A 14244-nucleotide genomic window follows, 5' to 3' on the forward strand; every position below is an offset into this window, starting at 1 on the left:
TCACTGCTTTATAAGTTGCTGGGTGCCATCAGGTGCCTTTGTGAAGGCTTGAGCTTAGTGCGGTGAAAGTTGCACGCTGGGTTCTTAGAGGGACGACACTTGGTAACAGGTGTCGTCTACTCGACAACCTATACGATAACCTGACTGGCTCATTGAAAGTGAAGCTTGAATACACAGATGGTAAGAGTGAAGAGCTTGGGTTTTCTCAAGCGGCGAGCATTCTTTATGGTTCTGAATTCGAGCGTCAAGAAGCCGCGTGGCGAGGCGTACAAGATGCAATGCAAACGCACCAAGAATCATTCGCTGCAATTTTGAATGCGTTGGCAGGATGGCGTTTAACTGAAAACAAAAAGCGTTCGACGAAGCGTGAAGTTCACTTCCTCGAGCCGAGTTTGCATGGTAGCCGAATCCAAGCTGAAACTTTAAATGCGATGATGACCGTAGCCAAAGACAGTCGAGCTATTGGTCAGAAAGCGGGTTTATTGATGGCGCAAGTACATGGTCTGGATGAGATGAAACCTTGGAATCACTTGGCGGCTATGCCTGCTTTGAGCGGTGAAGCGAAGGTTTACGACTTTGATGAAGCGATTGATGTTATTTGTGAAGCATTTGAAACAGTAAATCCTGAGATGTCGGAGTTTGTCCGTTTGATGGTACAAAATGGTTGGATTGATGCCGCCCCTAATACCAACAAGCGTCTCGGCGCATACTGCACCAAACTGCCAGCAACGCGAACACCACTTGTGTTTATGACTTGGAGTGGCAGTCGCTCAGACCTTATGACTCTGGCACATGAACTTGGCCATGCGTTCCATAACTGGGTTATTCGTGATTTGCCACTTTGCCAAACTTACTACCCAATGACGTTAGCAGAAACCGCCTCTATTTTTGCAGAAAACATCGTTCGTGATCATTTGATTTCGAAAGCGGAGAGCGTCGATGAAAAGCTAGAGATGTTGTGGGAAGAGTTGTCATCTGCGCTAGCTTTAATGATCAACATTCCGGTCCGCTATGAGTTTGAGAAATCGTTCTATGAACGCCGCCAGGATGGAGAGTTAACCGCAGATGAATTCTGTGAGTTGATGTCTGAAACTTGGAAAGAATGGTATGGCGACGTAATGAGCGAGCCGGATCCGTACTTCTGGGCAAGCAAGCTGCACTTTTCTATCGATAGTGTGAGTTTTTATAACTACCCATACCTGTTTGGTTTCTTATTCAGCAAGGGTATTTATGCACAGCGAGAAACCAAAGGCGAAGCGTTTTACACCGATTACATCAATTTGCTGCGCGATACTGGCTGCATGATGGCGGAAGATGTTGTCGAAAAGCATCTATCGATGGATTTAACTCAACCAACGTTTTGGCAGCAGAGCGTTGAGCTAGTGCGTGAAAAAGTCGATGAGTTTGAGCGTTTGCTCGCACAGCGCGGCTAAGTTTTTCGCAGTGTTGATGCATAATCTGCTTTATAGCTACAAAAATTTGATCAAATCATAATGATCTTAATCAGGGCTGTGGTAAAGTTCACAGCCCTAACACTTTGTAATTGTTTAAAAATTAAACGCCTCAATGCTTGATTTGAGTGCCTGGCGCGAAAAGGTATCGGATTTTCGAGGGAAATAGTGATTTCTACTCATAAGTGAGATCGCAGCAACAAAAATCCTTTGTACAATTTATTAACATACCCGCCGTGCTATTAAGGAGTAACGCATGACGAAGTCTCTCTTTCGCCAATCGTTTTTAACTGACACGTTAGATGTTCATATCGATGTTGCACCAGCGGAGCAGGTGCTTTCTAACGGTGTAAAACTTAAACTCTATCAGCGTGGTGTACTAGAAGTGATCCCTGAGAACTATACTCAGGATACGAAGAACGTCATCATCTCTTGTGGGGTTCACGGAGATGAAACGGCACCGATGGAGCTGGTGGATTCCATTATTCAAGACATAGAATCTGGGTTCCAGACGGTCGATACCCGTTGTCTATTCATTATCGCTCATCCAGAATCCACTCTGGCGCACACGCGATTCCTTGAAGAAAACCTCAACCGTCTGTTTGACGAAAAAGAACACAAACAGACAAAAGAGCTTGTCATCGCTGATACGCTTAAGCTGCTTGTTCGAGATTTTTATCAGGATACCGACCCGACAACACGCTGGCACCTTGATTTACACTGCGCGATTAGAGGTTCGAAGCACTACACGTTTGCAGTGAGTCCTAAGACTCGTCATCCTGTGCGAAGCAAGGCATTAATCGATTTCTTGGACAGTGCACACATTGAAGCTGTGCTCTTATCAAACTCACCATCGAGTACGTTTAGCTGGTACAGTGCCGAGAACTTTGGTGCGCAGGCTCTGACGATGGAGCTTGGACGTGTGGCTCGTATTGGTGAAAATGACCTCGACAAATTGACTGCGTTTGATTTGTCTTTACGTAATTTGATTGCGGAAACGAAGCCAGAACACCTACCAAAACCATGCATTAAATATCGAGTAAGTCGCACAATCGTTCGCTTGAACGAAGATTTTGACTTTATGTTCGACGACAATGTTGAAAACTTCACTTCATTTGTTCACGGCGAAGTGTTTGGTCATGATGGCGACAAACCATTAATGGCGAAGAATGAAAACGAAGCGATTGTCTTCCCGAACCGCCACGTCGCGATAGGTCAACGTGCAGCTCTGATGGTTTGTGAAGTGAAAACCCGTTTTGAAGAGGGTGAGTTGGTTTACGATTAATCCAACATTGCTTTGAGAAGTTAATTGCAATTTACCGAGGCTTAACTGTAAGGTTAAGCCTCGTTTGTTTTTATCGGCCGCTATGGATTTTCAACAACTTATCCTGAACAAGGAACGACGCTGGCAACGTAACCTGATGGTTATGTCGATCGTGCTCGCTGTACTCTCTGCCATCCACTTGATGGTCGGAGAAATTTTCCTTTCTCCTTTTCAATCTTTATCTGCATTTGAACATAAGCTATTGGTGGACTTACGTTTACCGAGGTTGGTGTCTGCGGCAATTATTGGTGCTGCGTTAGCGGTATCTGGCGCGACGTTACAAGTGTTGCTTGGGAACGTTTTGGCTGAACCCGGCGTGCTTGGTATATCAGGTGGTGCAAGCTTAGCAATGGTCTTAATCATGTTCGCGTCACCTGTTCTTCCTACCCCGATTGTTTTTATGTTGGCAGCGATTGCAGGCTCGATGGTATTCACGTTTGTTTTGGTGGCGATAGCAAGGGCAATGCACCTGACGACGGCTCGATTGCTTTTGGTTGGGGTCGCATTGGGTATTTTATCGAGCGCGATTGTGACGTGGGCTTTTTACTTTAGTGATGATCTTAGCCTACGCCAACTGATGTATTGGTTAATGGGCAGCATTGGTGGCGCAAGTTGGTATCAACATACCGTTACCTTGGTGATGTTACCAGTGCTTATCTGGTTATGTTGTAAAGGCAAGTCGCTTGATAAATTGATGCTTGGTGAGATTCATGCGACCCAATTGGGAGTCGATGTACATCAAATGCGTTGGAAACTGATCCTCGCCATTTCTGTTTTGGTGGGGAGTTCAGTCGCTTTGGGTGGCATCATCAGCTTTGTTGGCATAGTGGTACCGCACTTGTTGCGTTTGGCTTTTGGTACAGAAAACCGTTATTTATTGCCACTTTCTGCAATATCTGGCGCTGCGTTACTTGTATTTGCGGATATCGGCGCAAGGCTGTTATTGGACGCCGCAGAGCTACCTTTAGGTGTCATGACAACATCGATTGGCGCACCTATTTTCATCTGGATGCTGGTGAAGAGTCATGATGCACGTTAAACATTTGTCGGTTGGTAGTCGATTATTGCCTCTTTCTTTTGAATGCAAAGCAGGCGAAATCGTACATGTCGTTGGGCCTAATGGTTCCGGTAAGAGCACTTTATTGGCTGCGATTTCTGGTACGTTAAGCTACCGAGAGGGTATGAGTGGTGAAGTGTACGTTGGCGACAAAAACTTGCTTACTTTACCGTTGTCAGAGCAAGCTCATGTTCGAGGTTATTTGTGTCAGCAATCACGCCCAGCATTTAATGTTGATGTGTTTCAGTATCTCGCTTTATCTCTGCCAAGTGGTGCTGAGATTGCGGATATCAAAGTGCGTGATGTCGTCAATATGGTGGTGGAGCTGGTACAACTGCAAGATAAGCTTCATCGCAGTATTCAAACATTATCCGGTGGTGAGTGGCAGCGTGTCCGATTAGCTGGTGTATGTTTGCAGGTGTGGCGTACCATTAATCCTTTTTCGCAGTTTTTAATTTTGGATGAGCCAGCAGCACCGTTAGATATTGCGCAAGAGGGTCTGCTCTATCAATTGATTAACGCTATGGCGGCGCAGGGAATTGGAGTATTGGTTGCTAATCACGATCTCAATCGCACATTAAAGCACGCAGATAAAGTATTGCTGCTTAACAACGGTGTGCTGCACTCATCAGGAAGTGCCGATACTGTGCTAACGGAAGAAGCTCTCGGGGAAGTGTTCAATACTCAAGTCAAAAAGGTCATCGTAGATGAGCAACCTTATTTAATCTTTGATTAGTATTTAGGGACAATAAAAAAACGACCTACTTGAGGTCGTTTTTTTAATCGAGAAAGCCAAACTCAACGCTTACTGAGTTAGCGGTTTTAGATCTGCTGGGCGGTAGTAAACAGATTTGAGTACTTTGCCTTTACGAATGGTTTTACCTTCCGATACGAAATCTTCGGCGCATTTCGCGATGATGTATTCACCTTTCTGCACCGCCATCAACTTGATGCCTTGTTCTGCGTAGAATGCTTCTGTTTCTGAGTACTCTTGCTCGTTACGGCATACTTTGCTCATGTTGCTTGAATGTACTTCATCCCAGCAAGGAATAAACTCGATACCACGGTTTACCGCAACGTTTAATAGAAGATCAATTAAGTAGCTGATCGCCAGGTTGTCTTCTACTTTGCTGTGGCCAAGATGAACGAGACGGCCCATTAATACATACACGCTGTCTACGATGGCATCTGCTTGCTCAGTTTTACAATCTGCTTCTGCTAGCTCTGTTAGCTCTTCGATCGCCAAAGAGGTGTGTAGTGTATCTGCTTGTGCATCAAGGCTTGCAGCGTCTGCGACTGGTAAGTCGAACGTACTACGGAACTCGGTGATATCACGGTATAAGTGATCAAAAATCTCTTGGGTTAGCTTTGACAGTTGCATTCTAATTTCCATTGAATCGATTGAAGCGGCAATGATACCAAACCGCACTTTGAACCCCAAGGGCATTGCATCTAACTGGTGATAAATCTGCCTTTGGGGAATGGTGGTGCTTAACGAAATAGGTAAGGGAACAGCTTTTTACGTTCTTCCTCTGAAAGGGCGGAAACACGAGCGATGTTCGTATCGGGAATGGATTCAGGATCAGGATAGTGTTTTAGTACCTTTTCCATACTCTCTTCGCGAATCAAATGGAAGATCGGGTAAGGAGAACGATTGGTCAGGTTTTCGTCGTCTTCAGGCTTTGCGCCGCCAAAACAGTAATCAGGATGGAAAGTCGCTACTTGGAAAATACCTTCCCAGTTTTGCTGCTTAATTAATCCTTCAACCCAATCTATGCAAAAGTTGTAGTCCCAGAAATCTTGTAGCATGTTGGGAACCACAACCAACGTGGTCTCAAGTTGTTCGGGCTCTGTGTTACTCAGCTCAATCAGTTGCAATAAAATATCTTCAAGAAGCGTTTCTTCTTGAGTCGCTTCACTAACAAAGATTTTGATTTGTTTATTACGTTGCGGCTTGGCAGCAAACGGACAAAGGTTGAGACCGATTACTACATCGTTGAGCCATTGATCGACCTGTTGAGTGATCGCTTCGATATCTGTGTTTTGTGTTGAACGCGTTGACATACGACTTTCTGGTTTTTATTAAAGTAGCGCAAGCATAGCAGAGTTGGTTATCCAAGTAACCAGAGAGGTATTACGCAAATGAGCGTACCTTAGCTACTCTTTAAACTCGCAGCGTCAGGTGTTTGGTCAGTATGCTTTCTTTCGGCAATGTGTTTCAAATACGCAATCGCAGCAAACATCGCTAGGTAGACTGCGCTTCCCCCCATAAGAACACTCGACCAACCTCCATGCTGCCAACAATAAAGAAGTAAGAATCCTCCCAAACTACCGCCTACGTAGTAGTGTACTAAGTAGAGCGCTGTTGCGGTGGCTTTGGCGCGAGTGGCGTTCTGACCGACCCAACCGTAGGCGAGGGTATGAGTAAAGAAGGCACCAAAACTTATCAGCAACAACCCAAATAGCATTGCAGTCAAGCTTTCAACCGCCGCAATCCACATCCCCGCCATGCTCACTATCGCGCCTAAGAACATACCGAGGATTGATGAATAACGTTTACTCCAGTGGCCTGCGCAACGAGAGGAGAAAGTCCCTCCCAAGTAACAAATAAAGATCAGTGAGGCCAACCCGACGGGCACATTGTGAGGTTCACTCACCAAACGGAAACCCATTACGGAATAAAGGTTGACGAACAAAGCAAAGTTGAGTCCTCCTATCAGCATTGCGAACCACACGCGTTGGTTTTTAAAATGACCAATAAGCGCACGATTTTGATGGCGCAAGCTGCTTGATGACGGAGTGAAGTTGCGCTGTGTTGGCAATAAATAGTGAACGCCAATGACACCAAGAAGAGTGAACACCATCATAACTTCAATGGCGACATCAACACTGAAATTGTCCGCCAATAAGCCGCCGCTAATACGCCCTGCAATGCCGCCTAATGAGTTAGCCGCAATGTACGTTCCAATTGCCATCGAGAAGGCGTGCTTGTCGAGTTCTTCTGCCATGTAAGCCACGGCGACCGCAGCAAAAGCTGCGAGCGCGACACCGATCAGTGCTCGACATACCACCAAAAACAGAAATGAGTCACCAAACAGCATCAAAGCGGAAAGGGTAGGAATCGAAAACAGACCAGCCATCATGACTGGCTTTCGTCCCACTGATTCTGACAACACAGCCATTGGAACGAGGCTAAAAGAGAGAGCGAGTGTTGAGGCCGCAAATAACCAGTTCACTTGCGTTTCTGAGATCGTGAAAATTTGGGCAAAAGTGGGCAGCATTGGCTGTAGTAGGTATAAATTTGAAAAAACCAAGAAGGAACCAAGCGCTAGCGAGAGCGTAATGCGTTTGTATTCCGGTGTGCCAAAACTGACCATGAATCCTGCCTAATGTGAGCAAATGGAGAGACTGTGATCAATCTATCAGTTCGTTGTAAATTAAAAAAATATATTAAAAATATGGACACCATATATTTTTGATCTAATGGAATCGAAACAACTTAAACATTTTCTGGCGGTCGCTGAACATGGAAACATTACCCATGCGGCGAAAGCCCTGCATATTGCCCAGCCCGCATTAAGCATTTCTATCAAAAAGTTTGAGCAGTCTTTGGGCGTTACCCTATTTCGCCGTGATGATAAAAAAATCAGCTTAACGAAAGAGGGCGAAACGTTACTTGTACATGCTAAGCGGGTGATTCAACAGTTGCACGACGCGCAGCTCGCGATTGATGAGTTGAAAGGCTTAGCGAAAGGCGAAGTAAGACTAGGAACGCCATCAATGATGGGCAGTTATTTCTTTCCACGAATTGTGATGGCGTTTAAAAGCCAGTTCCCGGAGTTAAAATTGACCTTGGTCGAAGCTGGGACTCAATCGATTCGTCGTATGCTGCTCAATGGTCAACTCGATATCGGTGTGATCAGTTGTGATAACGTGCCTGATGACCTAGAAACTGACCATTTGTTTACTAGCCAAATGGTCGCAGTTGTTTCACCTGAGCATGAGTTAGCCCAGCGACACGCTCTTACTTTTGATGAGTTCTTTGAACACGATTTGGTTATGTTTCAGCATGGCTATTTTCACCGCGAATTTTTGGATCAGGTGAGTGAGGAGCATGGGTTTACCATGAAGTCATCATTCGAGACCAACTTACTGCCTTTGATTTTGAGTATTGTAAAACAAGAGTTTGCGATTACCGCGTTACTGGAATTGGTGACTCAACATGAGTCGGGCGTTGTTGGCTTACCGTTTGAACCACCAGTGACGCTGGATCTGGCACTTGCTTGGCGCAAGCAGGGGTACCTATCAATAGCAGATCGAACGTTTATCGACTTTATCAAGCGCTACGTTTAAACGCAGCGCAGATTCATCGTCCGAGCACTAGTCGCTTTTGTACATCTTCTCGAAGTTCTTTGGGTTCCAGCCAATCATTACCCGATCACCAATTTTTAAAACAGGCACTGAACGAGCACCAAGCGCATCAAGTTCTTTGCGACCGCGTTGCATCTTAGCATTGCACAAACGATAGTTAATATTTTTCGAATCCAGATAACGTTGAGCATCTTTGCAGTGAGGGCATTTGTCTTTGACGTAAAGAACGACACGTTTCATTGAATTTCTCTCCATTATCATTGGGAGGCGAAGTTTAACGGCCTTTCGTCATAAATGAAAGGCGAAAGCTAAGGTGAAACTGTCCTTTATCTCAGGTATATTGAGCGCCTTTATTTTGTCATAACAGACGTTAACTCTATGCATCCGTCACTTCGATACATTCAAGGCTACCCACAAAACATCGTAGAGCAGGTGAGCTCATTGATAGCGAGTGGCAAGTTTGTTCCTTGGTTCGAAAAACGTTATCCCGATAGGCACCAAATCAAAAGCGAAAGGGCGCTCTATGAGTACGCCATGGAAATCAAAAACCGCTACATGAAGAAAGCCGCGCCAATCAGTAAAGTCGTCTACGATAAGAAAATTCACGCGGTAAACAACGCGCTTGGTTTGCACAGTGTAATCAGTAGAAACCATGGCGGTAAGCTGAAGTCGAAAAACGAGATTCGCATTGCCAATGTATTTAAGGATGCGCCCGAGCCACTATTAAGAATGCTGGTGGTACATGAGTTGGCGCATACTCGTGAGAAAAACCACGACAAGGCGTTCTATCAGCTATGTTGCTATATGGAGCCTGAGTATCACCAACTCGAATTTGATGCTCGTTTGTTTATGATTTACCTCGATTTAAAAGCGAATTTGAATGAAGAACAATAATCACAACGCGAAGCAAGCAAAGCCAAAGACTTCAATGGCGGGTCAGAATAAAGACGCGAATAAAGCCAAGCCGAAGCGTGTTAAAGACAAAGTTGCGCGCAAATCCTCGCAGCCTGCAGGAAAGAGCGAAGTCGAGTTCATAAAAATAGCGAAGAATGGTTTGCATGAGCGTAATGTTCATCGAGGTCGTTACGATTTTAAAAAACTCGTGGAAAGTGAACCACAGTTAAAGCCATTCGTTATCAAAAATCCGAAAGGGGAAGATTCCATAAACTTCTCTGATCCTAACGCGGTTAAAATGCTCAATAAAGCACTGCTTGCTGCGTATTATGGTGTCGAGTTCTGGGACATTCCCGACACCTACCTTTGCCCACCGATTCCGGGCCGCGCTGATTACATTCACCGAGTGGCAGAACTACTTGATAGTGAAGTAAAAGGTCAGTACGCGCACCAAAAAGTGAAAGCGTTGGACATTGGCGTGGGAGCAAACTGTATTTATCCGATTGTTGGTGTAACAAAATACGGTTGGCACTATACGGGCAGCGATGTCGATCCAAAATCCATCCAATCGGCTCAAACGATCGTAGAGCACAATCGTGTTTTGAAGGGAAAAATTGCACTGGTACAGCAATACAATGATGCCAATATTTATCGAGGTATCATTCAACCGAATGATCGTTATGATGTGACGACATGTAATCCGCCATTCCACCGTTCGGCGGAAGATGCCGCTATGGGCAGCCAGCGTAAAATCGATAATCTAAAAGCAAACCAGCGCAAGAAAGGGCTAAAACCTCAAACCGCACCAGTAAAGACAAGTAAGCCTGCGTTGAATTTTGGCGGTCAAAACGCTGAATTGTGGTGTGAAGGCGGAGAAGCGGCGTTTATCCGAAAAATGGCGAATGAAAGCCAAGCTTTTGCCGCACAGGTCTTGTGGTTTACAACACTTATATCCAAAAAAGACAACGTTCGCCCGATGCGCAAGCAGCTTGAAAAATTGGGTGTGAAAGCCATTCGTGTGGTTGAAATGAGTCAAGGGCAGAAAGTGAGCCGCTTTGTAGCTTGGTCATACATGGATAAGCAACAGCGCAAAGCATGGATTGAACTAAAGTAACGTTGACCGTTTCACACTGAACAATAAAGTAGGAAGCCCGCTGATATCAGCGGGCTTCTATTTTGGGAGATCTAAAACTTAATGATGGGCTCACAATCTAGTGAACTGAGAGAGACAAAAGTATCTGTTTTGGCATAGTACAAGCCACAGGTTTCACCTCTTATCTGCAACGTATATTGGTCTGGAAGAACCGTATAGCTGCCATCCAACAGTTGATTGTTGTTCCCTTTTACTCGTCCTTTTTCAATCAACAAATGCGGTGAGGATTCAAATACGTTATTTGCGACTCTAGGTGCTGGTGTCCCTTGGATTTCTGCGATCGCGTTTTGAATCTCTATGACTGTTTCCGGAGAGTTCTTTTTACTCAATGCTTCAACGGGTTCTTGTGACATAGCTTGGCATCCTATCAAAGAAATCGAAGTGCCTAAGAAAAGCGCAACCCGAATCAGCATTCGTAAAAAGTTAGTTGATCTCAACATGAATTGCCTCTGTTCGTAGCGGAGAGCGAAGATCGCTTAACTCCGGAGATGAAATGTTACGCGGCATGGCGTTGAAACTTGAAGGGGATACTGGCGGACAGGTTCCAGTTTCCATGTAGTTTAGCGCCGCAGAAAGCATACCTTCAGACGGATCGCCTAATGGTTTTGTTAGGTCGTCATTGACCCAGCAACCTTCCACTCTATTGTTTAAGCCTAGCTCGGTATTGATTTGGCTCTTTGGAGTAGGAATAAAACCATCAGCGAAGTCGCCAAATTTTTTCTCGTTCGCCGACTTGAACTGAATAGTGTAGTACATAGTGCCGCAGTTTTGTTCTGGTGAGAACCCATACGGTTTACCTGTGGTTGTTGAGCCTATTTGGATAACCTCCACATCAATGCCGCGCAAAGCGTTGATTAGCAGTTCACTTGAGGAAGCCGTGCCTCCTGAAGTCAGCACATATACGCGCTTTTTGTTCAGTGTCGGAAGCACTTGGTCCGAATATTTCTGTGCTGCCCAGTCTATTGCTAGATTTGTAAAGCGATAGATGTTATCCCCATCTTTAATGGTACGCATCACTTTGTCATTGTGAATCAACTCACTGAAGACTCGGTTCTGACCAGCACCGCTTAGCATGTAGCCTACTTGCGAGGACTGAAGTACTAAGCCACCGCCGTTGTAACGTAAATCAACGACGATCTCGTCAACATTCTCTGCCGAGAGCGTACTGAACGCCTCAATAAGTGGGGCTTGAGCGCTTGGTTCAAAGGAGTTGTATTGTAGATAGCCGATCTGCATACCATTGTGTGCGATCACTTTGGCATTTTTAACTGGAGAAGTCATGACATCAGAGGCGGTAAGCGTCACGGTTTTCTCTAGGCCGTCAACACTCTCAAATGTGAAGGTGTAATCTTGATTGATGTCAGGGTTAAATAGAGTTTTATTAATAAAATCAATGTCGGACTGACTACCGGTGTTAACCACATCAATATTATTGATTTTTAGAAGCTTATCACCGCGAGCAATGCCGTTTCTATCAGCTGGAGAAGCTTCTTCAGTATAGGAGATACGAACGTCTCTAGGTTGTACGCCGCGTAGGAATGCCCAGTTAAAACCAAATCCAGCGACTAAACCAGATTGCGATGATTTCATCTCATCTTCATAAGGGACGGTAAAGTGGAAGCGATCTTTCGGTTTACCAGTCGTGGTAGTAGCAGAGGTGACCAATGTGTTGAAGTAATCCGTCACGGTTTTGTAGTTTGCTGGATTATTATCAGGAACTTCGTCATACCAAAGGTAAGTTTCGTTAGTAAAAGCTCTTAAAAAGAGTTTTTCGTGTAAAGCAGAACCTAATTTATCTGGATAGGCGGCATAATTGTTATATGGGTCTCGACCCACTCGTGGGGTTTCACATTGGTTGACAAACGAGCTTGATGGTTGGCTAAAATCACCGGCTTTCCATGTTGGCCCGGTTGCGCTGCTAGTTGATGGAGTAGATGAATCATCACCGCCGCCACCGCCACAACCTTGTAATAATGCGAGAGTGACTGCCGTTGCTAAAGAATACTTAAATTTCACTTTTCTATGTCCTTATAAATAATAGAATTATAATTATCTGTTTTGCTTTTGTTTTTATTAGCTAGGTGAATGTATTAATTTAATTCGTTCGTCTGCAAATTTATATTTAAAGAGTGTGAGGTAAATAACGTAAAAATGGTTATCTTTTATTCTTAAAAATCCATTAGTTATTCCTTAAGTTCCTTAGCAGTTTCAACGTAATAATAAGGAAAAAAACAAAGGTGAAATGGAGGGTTCTCTTTGTCGACTAATTGTTGTTTGCTAAATAGAAAGTAAGTTTTGGGTCGGGAAATTCTATTTATTAGAGATTTAGCAGGAATAAATGATGCGTTCTAGGTTTGGAGTGAATCTTTAATCTGATGTTTTAATTTATTTTAGTCAATTGGGCGACGTGCTTTAACAGGCTTCCATCAATATCCGGTAAGTCATCTGCGAAAAATATCTGAGCGCCAGGAGTACAGCGCATTAATATATTTGTTAGTTCACCTTCGTTGTTGGAAGTGTTAACTGCGTTAAGTTTCGCTAATTTATTACAAAGCTCGTCCTCTATTTGCACTTTTTGCTCTTCGGTGAGCCTAATACGACCCACACACACACCTGGGTTGATGTTATGAGAAAGCGACTCTTGTTGAAATCGCTCTTTGAATAAGGTGTCCAATGCGGTACCTTCTTCCATAATAAATCGACGACCAGAACGGTAAAACAAGCCGTCTCCGAAGTTTTCGACATATCCTAGAATTTCCGCGATACGCAAATAGAATCGTAAGCTTGTATCAGAAAGTCCGTAAGTATGGGCTATCTCTTGCGGTTTAATATCACGAGAAGTCAGCATATAAATAAAATCAAGTAAATAAGGATGCTCAACGAAAAGGGCGCTCTCTTCATCTGTTAGCATTTGCTCGTTTTGGTGCTGAAGCTCGTTGGCTAAGGTTGCGAGTTCGATGAGATCGGTATTCAGGTAGTTCAGATAAACAAGTACTTTATCCAAACCTAAAGCAGGATTATGTAGGTGGCGTTTAATACTAGATAGAGGGATGCCACTTTTCTCTGACAAGGAATTGTAGCAAAGCCCTTCTTCTTTAATCTTTTGTCGTAGCGCTGCGAGTAAAAACTTTGGTCCAACATTCATCCTTGAATATCACCTTATTCGTTATTCCGTTTACTGGCTGATATTTTGCCTTTCAAGCAGCAGGTTTCGAATCGCTGTGCCTGCTTCTAGAATGTGTTTTTTCAGCAGATACTTGGCGCCTTCTATATCGCGATTTTGGCACATTTCAAACAAGCTTAAGTGCTCTTCTTCTGCCTTTTTAATGCCTGTTGTGAACAATAGCTGCATACGTATGTATCGGTCACACTTTGTGTTCAAGTTGTAAATGACGTCCATAGTTTCAGGCATGTTGGCTGGCGCATATAGGGCTTTGTGGAACTCGTAGTTGTAGTTGCTCCATTCTTCTACTTCGTCGCCACTGTTCACTACTGACTCGAAACGTTCGCGAACTTCTCGCGCGCGTTCAAGGTCAGCGTCTGTCATATTTTGAATCGCACGCTCTAAAATGTGGCATTCCACGACAGCGCGCAGTTCAAATAGCTCATTGATTTTCTCTGGAGATAGCTCAGTGACCGTCGCACCTTTGTGAGGTTCAAAGCTAACGAGTCCTTGTGCTTCCAATTGAACTAACGCTTCACGCACAGGAATTCGGCTAACATTAAACTCTTTTGCTAACGCATCTTGACGTAAAGGTTGACCAGTTTTTAACTCGCCCTTCAAGATCTGAGTTCGAATTGCTTCCTCAACGAGCTGAGTGCGCGTTTTAAAAACAGGTTTCTGTGACATTGAAGTCTCCCGTGAAATTAATATTGTATCCAATCCATTTTACTTTAGTAGTTTATTGTTTTTCTGGCACAAACCAACTAGGAAAGAAGGTTTTGAGAAGTAGAGTGAAATAAAAGGCATCAGTTGATGCCTTTTTGAGCCATT

General features: G+C 44.3%; 14 protein-coding genes and 1 pseudogene. 7 read left to right on the top strand and 8 right to left on the bottom strand.

What is annotated here, in order from left to right; translation table 11 throughout:
- Positions 1-128: 128 nt before the first annotated feature.
- From L3V30_RS22350 to btuD, 4 genes and pseudogenes are all read left to right on the top strand, one after another.
- Positions 129-1433 (top strand): annotated as a pseudogene (locus L3V30_RS22350) (M3 family oligoendopeptidase); the annotation flags it as partial.
- A 274-nt stretch (positions 1434-1707) separates the two neighbouring features.
- Positions 1708-2736 carry a succinylglutamate desuccinylase gene (locus L3V30_RS22355; protein ID WP_006741645.1) on the top strand — a complete coding sequence of 343 codons (1029 nt, stop codon included), beginning with the start codon at positions 1708-1710 and terminating at the stop codon, positions 2734-2736.
- 82 nt (positions 2737-2818) lie between these two features.
- Positions 2819-3814, top strand: a complete 996-nt coding sequence (btuC, locus tag L3V30_RS22360; protein ID WP_237309941.1) for a vitamin B12 ABC transporter permease BtuC — start codon at positions 2819-2821, stop codon at positions 3812-3814.
- Positions 3801-4568, top strand: coding sequence for a vitamin B12 ABC transporter ATP-binding protein BtuD (gene btuD, locus L3V30_RS22365; protein WP_237309943.1), 768 nt, complete (start codon positions 3801-3803; stop codon positions 4566-4568). The genes btuC and btuD overlap by 14 nt, the downstream gene beginning before the upstream one ends.
- Before the next feature lie 69 nt (positions 4569-4637).
- Here btuD and L3V30_RS22370 read toward each other — a convergent pair whose 3' ends face one another.
- The 3 genes from L3V30_RS22370 to L3V30_RS22380 form a co-directional block, all read right to left on the bottom strand.
- Positions 4638-5213 carry a nucleoside triphosphate pyrophosphohydrolase family protein gene (locus L3V30_RS22370; RefSeq protein ID WP_005397767.1) on the bottom strand — a complete coding sequence of 192 codons (576 nt, stop codon included), beginning with the start codon at positions 5211-5213 and terminating at the stop codon, positions 4638-4640.
- 110 nt (positions 5214-5323) lie between these two features.
- Positions 5324-5896, bottom strand: a complete 573-nt coding sequence (locus L3V30_RS22375) for a DUF1415 domain-containing protein (protein ID WP_203345828.1) — start codon at positions 5894-5896, stop codon at positions 5324-5326.
- 89 nt (positions 5897-5985) lie between these two features.
- The gene (locus L3V30_RS22380) at positions 5986-7209 is read right to left on the bottom strand and encodes an MFS transporter (protein WP_047100700.1); all 1224 of its coding nucleotides are present in this window, start codon (positions 7207-7209) and stop codon (positions 5986-5988) included.
- 106 nt (positions 7210-7315) lie between these two features.
- On the opposite strand from L3V30_RS22380, the gene L3V30_RS22385 reads away from it, so the two are divergent.
- Entirely contained in the window at positions 7316-8185 is an 870-nt protein-coding gene (locus L3V30_RS22385; RefSeq protein WP_109168432.1) for a LysR family transcriptional regulator, read from the top strand.
- Positions 8186-8212: 27 nt separating this feature from the next.
- On the opposite strand, the gene L3V30_RS22390 is transcribed toward L3V30_RS22385, so the two are convergent.
- Positions 8213-8443, bottom strand: a complete 231-nt coding sequence (locus L3V30_RS22390; protein WP_213903527.1) for a glutaredoxin family protein — start codon at positions 8441-8443, stop codon at positions 8213-8215.
- A 138-nt stretch (positions 8444-8581) separates the two neighbouring features.
- On the opposite strand from L3V30_RS22390, the gene L3V30_RS22395 reads away from it, so the two are divergent.
- A complete protein-coding gene (locus tag L3V30_RS22395) occupies positions 8582-9097 on the top strand; it encodes a M48 family metallopeptidase (RefSeq protein WP_237309945.1) in 516 nt (171 codons plus the stop codon).
- The gene (gene rlmF / locus L3V30_RS22400) at positions 9084-10211 is read left to right on the top strand and encodes a 23S rRNA (adenine(1618)-N(6))-methyltransferase RlmF (RefSeq protein WP_158173830.1); all 1128 of its coding nucleotides are present in this window, start codon (positions 9084-9086) and stop codon (positions 10209-10211) included. Before L3V30_RS22395 ends, rlmF begins: the two co-directional genes overlap by 14 nt.
- A 71-nt stretch (positions 10212-10282) precedes the next feature.
- On the opposite strand, the gene L3V30_RS22405 is transcribed toward rlmF, so the two are convergent.
- The 4 genes from L3V30_RS22405 to L3V30_RS22420 form a co-directional block, all read right to left on the bottom strand.
- The gene (locus tag L3V30_RS22405) at positions 10283-10603 is read right to left on the bottom strand and encodes a hypothetical protein (protein ID WP_053303157.1); all 321 of its coding nucleotides are present in this window, start codon (positions 10601-10603) and stop codon (positions 10283-10285) included.
- A gap of 70 nt (positions 10604-10673) precedes the next feature.
- Positions 10674-12266: a S41 family peptidase gene (locus tag L3V30_RS22410; RefSeq protein ID WP_237309947.1), complete on the bottom strand. Its 1593-nt coding sequence runs from the start codon at positions 12264-12266 to the stop codon at positions 10674-10676.
- Between the two features lie 364 nt (positions 12267-12630).
- A complete protein-coding gene (locus L3V30_RS22415) occupies positions 12631-13395 on the bottom strand; it encodes a transcriptional regulator (RefSeq protein ID WP_139060185.1) in 765 nt (254 codons plus the stop codon).
- 30 nt (positions 13396-13425) lie between these two features.
- Positions 13426-14100, bottom strand: a complete 675-nt coding sequence (locus tag L3V30_RS22420) for a GntR family transcriptional regulator (RefSeq protein ID WP_005377862.1) — start codon at positions 14098-14100, stop codon at positions 13426-13428.
- Positions 14101-14244 lie beyond the last annotated feature (144 nt).

It is taken from the genome of Vibrio sp. A1-1 (assembly GCF_021728175.1).
GTDB lineage: Bacteria > Pseudomonadota > Gammaproteobacteria > Enterobacterales > Vibrionaceae > Vibrio > Vibrio diabolicus.

Excerpts from the sequence above, each read along its gene's own strand:
- L3V30_RS22355 (WP_006741645.1), top strand. The coding sequence starts at position 1,708 with ATGACGAAGTCTCTCTTTCGCCAATCGTTTTTAACTGACACGTTAGAT.
- btuC (WP_237309941.1), top strand. The coding sequence starts at position 2,819 with ATGGATTTTCAACAACTTATCCTGAACAAGGAACGACGCTGGCAACGT.
- btuD (WP_237309943.1), top strand. The coding sequence starts at position 3,801 with ATGATGCACGTTAAACATTTGTCGGTTGGTAGTCGATTATTGCCTCTT.
- L3V30_RS22370 (WP_005397767.1), bottom strand. The coding sequence starts at position 5,213 with ATGCAACTGTCAAAGCTAACCCAAGAGATTTTTGATCACTTATACCGT.
- L3V30_RS22375 (WP_203345828.1), bottom strand. The coding sequence starts at position 5,896 with ATGTCAACGCGTTCAACACAAAACACAGATATCGAAGCGATCACTCAA.
- L3V30_RS22380 (WP_047100700.1), bottom strand. The coding sequence starts at position 7,209 with ATGGTCAGTTTTGGCACACCGGAATACAAACGCATTACGCTCTCGCTA.
- L3V30_RS22385 (WP_109168432.1), top strand. The coding sequence starts at position 7,316 with ATGGAATCGAAACAACTTAAACATTTTCTGGCGGTCGCTGAACATGGA.
- L3V30_RS22390 (WP_213903527.1), bottom strand. The coding sequence starts at position 8,443 with ATGAAACGTGTCGTTCTTTACGTCAAAGACAAATGCCCTCACTGCAAA.
- L3V30_RS22395 (WP_237309945.1), top strand. The coding sequence starts at position 8,582 with ATGCATCCGTCACTTCGATACATTCAAGGCTACCCACAAAACATCGTA.
- rlmF (WP_158173830.1), top strand. The coding sequence starts at position 9,084 with ATGAAGAACAATAATCACAACGCGAAGCAAGCAAAGCCAAAGACTTCA.
- L3V30_RS22405 (WP_053303157.1), bottom strand. The coding sequence starts at position 10,603 with ATGTCACAAGAACCCGTTGAAGCATTGAGTAAAAAGAACTCTCCGGAA.
- L3V30_RS22415 (WP_139060185.1), bottom strand. The coding sequence starts at position 13,395 with ATGAATGTTGGACCAAAGTTTTTACTCGCAGCGCTACGACAAAAGATT.
- L3V30_RS22420 (WP_005377862.1), bottom strand. The coding sequence starts at position 14,100 with ATGTCACAGAAACCTGTTTTTAAAACGCGCACTCAGCTCGTTGAGGAA.